The 5,542-nt window shown below is 61.4% G+C and carries 5 protein-coding genes; 3 read left to right on the top strand and 2 right to left on the bottom strand.

Features of this window, described 5'->3' with window-relative positions:
* Window positions 1-700 precede the first annotated feature (700 nt).
* Window positions 701-1,342, bottom strand: coding sequence for a TetR/AcrR family transcriptional regulator (locus YY7_RS0149340; protein WP_028169369.1), 642 nt, complete (start codon window positions 1,340-1,342; stop codon window positions 701-703).
* A gap of 140 nt (window positions 1,343-1,482) precedes the next feature.
* Between YY7_RS0149340 and YY7_RS0149335 the strand changes: the two genes are divergently transcribed.
* The 3 genes from YY7_RS0149335 to YY7_RS0149325 all read left to right on the top strand — a co-directional run bounded on the left by YY7_RS0149335 (window position 1,483) and on the right by YY7_RS0149325 (window position 5,218).
* Window positions 1,483-2,673 (top strand): HlyD family secretion protein, encoded by a 1,191-nt coding sequence (locus tag YY7_RS0149335; protein WP_028169368.1) that lies wholly within the window; start codon window positions 1,483-1,485, stop codon window positions 2,671-2,673.
* Window positions 2,670-4,166 (top strand): MFS transporter, encoded by a 1,497-nt coding sequence (locus YY7_RS0149330; protein WP_028169367.1) that lies wholly within the window; start codon window positions 2,670-2,672, stop codon window positions 4,164-4,166. Before YY7_RS0149335 ends, YY7_RS0149330 begins: the two co-directional genes overlap by 4 nt.
* 104 nt (window positions 4,167-4,270) lie before the next feature.
* Window positions 4,271-5,218 (top strand): aldo/keto reductase, encoded by a 948-nt coding sequence (locus YY7_RS0149325; protein ID WP_028169366.1) that lies wholly within the window; start codon window positions 4,271-4,273, stop codon window positions 5,216-5,218.
* On the opposite strand, the gene YY7_RS62825 is transcribed toward YY7_RS0149325, so the two are convergent.
* Window positions 5,190-5,542, bottom strand: a 353-nt coding sequence (locus YY7_RS62825) for a hypothetical protein (protein WP_210164763.1), incomplete at its 5' end; no start/stop codon positions are given. The two genes, YY7_RS0149325 and YY7_RS62825, sit on opposite strands and share 29 nt — an antisense overlap.

Raw genomic sequence — 5,542 nt, 5'->3', positions numbered from 1 at the left:
GACCGGCCACCGCAGAGCGCGCCCAGATATCCACCAGCCGTCGCAAATCGTCGGACAACTTGTCGAGTTCAAGGCCATCCGCCGCGCATTCGTCAGCGACTTCACCGTCGCGCAACTCGTTGGGCCGACTCGATCTCAATCAACGAGCTCGCCCGCGGCGCTCAAATCCCCATAACGCCTGCCGCACCGCCTTACGTTTCTCACGCGCGGTTTCCTCCCTTGGAGGCTTTCGGACGCCGGCCGCCGAATACGCCGCGCCCGCCCTCCCTCAAGCGGCCGGCATCCGAAACCCTTCACACAAGCTGAATTGCTGTCGAGCTTGGGACCAAGGCTCCATGCAGCCTCAGGAACATGTCCCATATTGCTTTGAGAGATATGAACGAATCTGGGTCGCGAGTTGAGCCGCATGGCTAACCGTTGAGGTCAGGATGCCAACTTAACGCGCTGCGGCAGATCTCATCGGCAGTCTAGTCCGAGCACGATCAATCCTCTTTAGAAACCTTAGATCACAAAGCGATCGGAACCGTTGGGTCGCGACGTTAATGCCCGACGAATTGGCGAGTTACTCGTAGCTTTCATGAGCAGAAAAGCGGCGAGAAGCTGGGTCATGGCGCTTTTTGCGATCATTCGAAGCCAATCACATCGGCTCTGGATTGGGAGAGGGGCGCCTAGCCACGTCTACGAGCTGGGTTGGTTGGATTCAGTGCGACCCCGAAGGGCTTCCGCAGATGAGGGTCACCGCTTTATGGGCGATCTCCCTCAAGTCCGCGCGTCGAGCTCCGGCTCGCGCCCGGATTGCGATGGTGTGCATGGTGGCTGACGCAAGCAGCGCAAGTGCCTCCGGATCAGCATCTTGCTTCAACTCGCCTCTCTCGCGCGCCGTGCGAAACCGGGCTTCGAAATCGCCGTCGAGCATGCGGAGCCCGGCGGCAACACTCTTCCGGATCTCCGCATCTTCGACCGCCTCGGCCACCGCTGTCCCGATCACAAAGCAGCCGCGCGCGGAGCCTTTGCGCGAAAAATAGAAGGACAATGCTGCCTCATAGGCAAGCATCAGCGCTTCGGCCAAGGGACGGTCCCCCGCGAGGGCCTCGCGTGTCGCAGCCAGGGTCATCTCCCAATATCGGGCGAGGGCCTCGAGATAGAGTGCGTGCTTGTTGCCGAATGCCGCATAGAGGCTCGGCGGGCTCATTCCTGTCGCAGCCGCGATCTTGTCCAGCGGGGTGCCCGAATACCCGGTCTTCCAGAAGGTCTCCGTCGCCTGCTTGAGGGCTGCCTCCGCATCGTAGGCGCGCGGCCGCCCACGAGGTGCCGCTGCCGTTTCGCTCTTTCTTCGGGGCATGTCGAAATCTCGGTCGTTGTGTGCTGAGGCATATTTATAACATCCGTTATAAAAAAACAACTGGGAGCCCCCTTGATTGTCATGTCGTTGTGAACTAATTGTAACGAGCGTTAAGAAATAGATTGAGGTGAGGGCTTTCCATGCGGCTAGATCTTTTGCCAGTCGCCGGCTCGAAGGGCGAGCGTGAAGGGTTTCGCGAGAGCTCTGCGGAGGCGCGATTTGATCGAACCGTCGACGACTCGCCGCCGGACCGCGCGGTCGCGCTACCCCGAACGAGCATGATGGAGCGGCTGCGCCGACCGCTCATGCTCGCTCTGCCTCTCATGGTGGCAGCACTCGGAGCCGCCGTGTATCTCGTGCAAGAACCTTACGTCTCGACCGACAACGCGTTCGTTCGGGCCGCGAAAGTGACCGTCAACGCCCGTGTCTCCGGCCAAGCGGTTGAGATCGCCGTGCACGATAACGAGAGTGTGCGGCAGGGCCAGGTCCTGTTCCGGATCGACCCGGAGCCCTACCAGATCGCAGTCGATCAGGCGGAGGCGCGGCTCGGCAGCGCGCGCCTCCAGATTGAGGTGCTCAAGGCGACCTACCGCCAACAACAGGCCGAGCTGCAGTCGGCGAGGGATTCAGCCGACTTCGACGAGCGCGAGTACGACCGCAAGAAGATGCTGGTCGCCTCCGATTTTACCCCGCGTGCGGTCTTCGAGCGAGCCGAGACAAATCTCAAAGTCTCGCGCCAGCGCATTTCGTCGATTGAGCAGCAGATCGCCAGCACAATCGTGGCTCTGGACGGCGATCCGGACAGTGACCTCAATCGCCATCCGACGGTTCGTGCGGCCAAGGCCCAGCTCGACCGTGCCCGGCTCGATCTTTCCTATGCAACGGTGATGGCGCCCGACGACGGTGTCGTCACCAGGGTCGACGATCTACAGATCGGCGGCTTCGTTAATGCCGGAACGCCGGTGTTTTCGCTGCTGTCGAGCCGTCACGTCTGGATCGAAGCGAATTTTCGCGAGACAGGGCTGACCCATATGCGTCCGGGTCAGGAGGCAACGATCGACGTCGACGCGTATCCCGATCGCAAATTCAGGGCGCACATCGTCAGCATGAGCCCCGGGACCGGGTCGGATTTCTCGGTCCTGCCGCCCGAAAATGCGACCGGAAATTGGGTCAAGGTGGTCCAGCGTCTGCCGGTGCGGCTCGAGCTCGATGAGATCGATCCGGCAAGACCGTTGTTCTCGGGCATCAGTGTCACCGCGCGGGTCGATACCGGCTATCGGGGCAGCTTGCGGCACCTGCTGCAGCCGACCTACGCGGCGGGGGTCAGATGAGCGCCGTCGTTCCATCGAACGTTGCAGCGGACGGCCATCGCGCCATCTCGCTCGCGGCTCTCATGGCGACCTACATGCAGGCCGTCAACATCTCGCTGCCCAATGCGGCGCTACCGCACATCCAGGGGACCCTCTCGATGGCCAATGACGAGGTCGGGTGGGTGTTTTCCTCCTATATCGCGGCAAGCGCCGTAGCCATGTCGGTCACGAGCTGGCTTGCGGGACGCTATGGGCGGAAGTCGGTTTACCAATTCTCCCTCATCATCTTCGCGCTAGGTCTTGTGCTGGATACGATGGCGACGACGTCCGTCCAGTTCGTGCTTGCCCGGATCGTCCAGGGAGCCGCGAGCGGCCCACTTTCGCCGCTTTCGCTGGCGATCCTGCTCGAGGTGCAGCCACCCACGCGGCACGCCCGCCTGGGCCTGGCTTGGACGGTGAGCTCTCTTCTCGGTATCAGCAGCGGCGCAAGTATCGGCGGCTGGTTCAGTGAATATCTCGGCTGGCGTTCGATCTTCTATGTCAGCCTGCCGATGACGGCATTCATATTTCTCGCGATGGCGTTCTGGCTTCGCGAGAAGAGGGCGGAGCGGAGGCAACCCTTCGACTTTTTCGGATTAGCGACCTTTTCGCTCGGCATGATCGGCCTGCAAGTGCTGCTCGACCGCGGCGAGCGCCTGGAATGGTTCGACTCCATGGAAATCTGGATCGAGGCGGTCGTCTGCATTCTGGGATTCTATCTGTTCGTCGTGCACGTCATGACGACGAAGGAGCATTTTCTCCGCACGGCGCTGTTCAGGGATCGCAATCTCGTCCTCTCGACGATGATCTCCTTTGCCGTCGGTCTCGTCCTGCTGCCGACCCTGGCGTTGACCTCGCCGATGCTGGAGGAGCTGCTGAACTACCCTGTCGACACCACGGGCTACATGACGATCCCGCGCGGCGTTGCGCTCGTGGGAGGGGTGCTGTTGACGAGCCTGGTCCAGGCGCAAGTCGACTACCGCGCGTTCCTGGTTGGCGGAATGGCACTGGTGGTCTACGCCAATTGGCTGATGCTCGGATATTCACCGGCGATGGATTGGCGCGCGGTGGCCGAGGCGGGCTTCCTCCAAGGGGCGGGGCTCGGCATGGTGATTCCGGCGCTCGCCAAAGCCGCGTTCAGTACGCTCGATCCGAAGCTCCGCCCGGAAGGTAGTGCGCTCATCAACCTGTCGCGGCTCTATGGCAGCACGATCGGCATCGCCGTCGTGCAGATGTTCTTCTACGGCAACACCCAGGCCATGCATGTCGCGCTCGCCAAGGACCTCATGCCCTACCGGACCGCCGCGCATGTCGCCGGATCGATCGCCAAGCCCGGCCTTGCAGCTCTCAATGCCATGGTCACCCACCAGGCGGCTGTCGTCGCGGTCATCGGTCAGTTCAAGATTCTGATGTTAGCCATGCTCGTCGTGAGCCCGCTCGTGCTTTTTCTGCGGAAACCGCGGCCGGCAGGTTGAGGACCGTGGAATGGTGAGATGACACCACATCGAACAGTCTCAGTCTGTCGCACTCGAGGGACGCCGCATCTGCGGCGGCCGAGCCTAAACAAGGAAGCAGGAACATGACAACATCCAATGCGCTCCGCTACACGAGGATTTCCACCCACCAATCCGGGACAATTCCCGCTGTGGGATTTGGCACACTCATTCCGGATCAGAACGCAACGAAACAGGCCACCAGGACTGCACTGGAAGCGGGATTTCGACATCTGGATTGCGCGGAACGCTACCGCAATGAAGCAGCGGTAGGCGAAGCTATCCAGGACGCCTTCAAGGCGGGAACGCTTCGGCGAGAGGATCTGTTCGTGACCACGAAGCTCTGGAACACAAATCACCGTCCCGAGCGCGTCAAGCCGGCCTTCGACGCCAGCCGCCGCCGGCTGCAACTCGACACGATCGATTGCTATATCGTCCATACGCCGTTTGCCTTTCAACCCGGCGACGAGCAGGACCCGCGGGACGATCGCGGCCAGGTAATCTATGACCCAGGCGTGACGTTGCTGGAGACATGGCGTGCACTGGAGCGCCTCGTCGACAATGGTCACTGCAAGTCGATCGGTCTATCTGACATCACGCTGGAGAAGCTGCGCGAGATCGTCGCGGTCGCGCGGATCAGGCCCGCGATGGTGCAGGTCGAATCGCATCCATATTTGCCCGAATGGGATCTGCTCGATTTCTGCCAAGAGCACGGAATCGTACTGCAGGCGTTTGCAGCCTTGGGACACGCCATGGAGCCAAGCGTATTGGAAGATCCCGTGATTACTGCGATCGCGCAGCGTGTGCACAAGACGCCGGCTCAGGTGGCCTTGGCCTGGGCTGTGCAGCGCGGCACCGCTTTCCTGACCACCTCGACCAAACCACAACGCATCCAGGAGAGCTTTGACATTTCCGCCCTGCCTGACGACGCCATGCGGGACATCCGGGAACGTATCACCACGACCGTCAGATTCAACGCCGTGGTCGAGACCGGCATACCGGGATTTATTCCTCGGGCGCGACGAGTTGAATGAACTGCGTCGGCACGAGGGCAAAATCGCTCGGCTTCCGAAGTCCGCTACGGGTGTGCGCCGTGACAAGGCGGCGCTTTCCAGTGGGTGCAAGTCCCACCCGGCAAACGCTCCAGCCGGAAGCAATCGGAGCAGTCATGGAGGTAACGAAGTGGCTGAAGCCTTCGATTAGCGTGTCACGAATTGGTGACAGCGCGAGTGTGCAGGCCGTAACGCGAGTGAACGCCGAGCAAGCCTCGAAAAGGACGATGCGCAGGCCGACCCGATGACCCTTTCGGGGAAGGCTGATACGGCTGGGGCGAAGTGAGCGAAGCAATACCTCCAGTC

The sequence above is a fragment of the Bradyrhizobium elkanii WSM2783 genome, from assembly GCF_000472865.1.
Lineage (GTDB): Bacteria > Pseudomonadota > Alphaproteobacteria > Rhizobiales > Xanthobacteraceae > Bradyrhizobium > Bradyrhizobium elkanii_A.
The sequence above is the reverse complement of the archived record's forward strand: the minus strand, read 5'-3'. Positions and strand labels throughout refer to the sequence as shown.

Excerpts from the sequence above, each read along its gene's own strand:
- YY7_RS0149340 (WP_028169369.1), bottom strand. The coding sequence starts at position 1,342 with ATGCCCCGAAGAAAGAGCGAAACGGCAGCGGCACCTCGTGGGCGGCCG.
- YY7_RS0149330 (WP_028169367.1), top strand. The coding sequence starts at position 2,670 with ATGAGCGCCGTCGTTCCATCGAACGTTGCAGCGGACGGCCATCGCGCC.
- YY7_RS0149325 (WP_028169366.1), top strand. The coding sequence starts at position 4,271 with ATGACAACATCCAATGCGCTCCGCTACACGAGGATTTCCACCCACCAA.
- YY7_RS0149335 (WP_028169368.1), top strand. The coding sequence starts at position 1,483 with ATGCGGCTAGATCTTTTGCCAGTCGCCGGCTCGAAGGGCGAGCGTGAA.